Genomic DNA, 959 nt, shown 5'->3' on the forward strand with positions numbered 1-959 from the left:
TCCCGATCATATTGCGCTTTCTCATGCGGTAGAAACAGCCGTGAAACGTTATGAAGAACAACTAGCCCAGCAGGAATATCCCGATTTGTATTATGTCTCCATTCCCCATTATTACGATCATTGTATGGAGCGTCCTCCACAAGCAACGTTCCCTATAACAGCAAAAGTTGATATTTCAAAATATAAGGATCACAAGGGGAAGGCATTGCAGGCCTACAAGAGTCAGGAATATTCAGTCAATAAAGCGTTCCCTGGAGTGCTACAGGGTGATTTTTCCGTAATAAACCCTTATGAATATTACACACTGGTACGTTCAAGGGGACGAAATGAGTTTCAAGATGAGCATGGTCGCAAGCTACAGGCAGCGAATATCCCGACTTTTTGCTTTTTAGAAGGGATGGAGTAAGCCGGCACTACTACTATTGTAATCTGGGATGACATATCAAAAGCTTCGTCTGCTTGTATGCTTCTTTTGTTTGTATTTTTGTTTTGAAAATTACTTTTTTTCTGAACAAACCTTGTCACCCTCTCCTAGCTCCTGTAAGGTAATACAATGGAAACAAAAACTCCCCATACCGTAGACAGATAAAGGAAGTGAGACAGCATGAAACGTACTCTGGTAATGAGCGATATTCATGGAGAATTGGATAAAATGGAACAATTATTAGCGAAAGCGAATTACCATGCAGACAAGGATCAGCTCATCTTGTTAGGCGATTACGTAGATCGTGGACCCAATTCCAAGGGAGTTATCGCGAAAGTAAAGGAATTGACTCAGGCAGGAGCTATTGCCTTAAAAGGAAATCATGAGGATATGATGATTAAGGCCTTAACCATTGCCAATGAATTTTGGATGGGCAGATGGATGCGTAACAATGCGCCTACAACATTGCGCCTCTACGGATTTGAATTGCCTTTAACAGAAGAAGAAGCCTTACAACAGGTGATCAGACCAGAAA

At 41.5% G+C, this 959-nt stretch carries 1 protein-coding gene and 1 pseudogene; both read left to right on the forward strand.

The features are described from left to right. Positions 1-406: pseudogene (locus tag AYJ08_RS23925) on the forward strand (PIG-L deacetylase family protein); the annotation flags it as partial. A gap of 198 nt (positions 407-604) precedes the next feature. Further along, a partial coding sequence (locus AYJ08_RS07365; protein WP_197490607.1) for a metallophosphoesterase occupies positions 605-959 on the forward strand: 355 nt, incomplete at its 3' end.

The sequence above is a fragment of the Brevibacillus sp. SKDU10 genome (assembly GCF_001645205.1).
In the GTDB taxonomy this organism is placed as follows: domain Bacteria; phylum Bacillota; class Bacilli; order Brevibacillales; family Brevibacillaceae; genus Brevibacillus_B; species Brevibacillus_B halotolerans.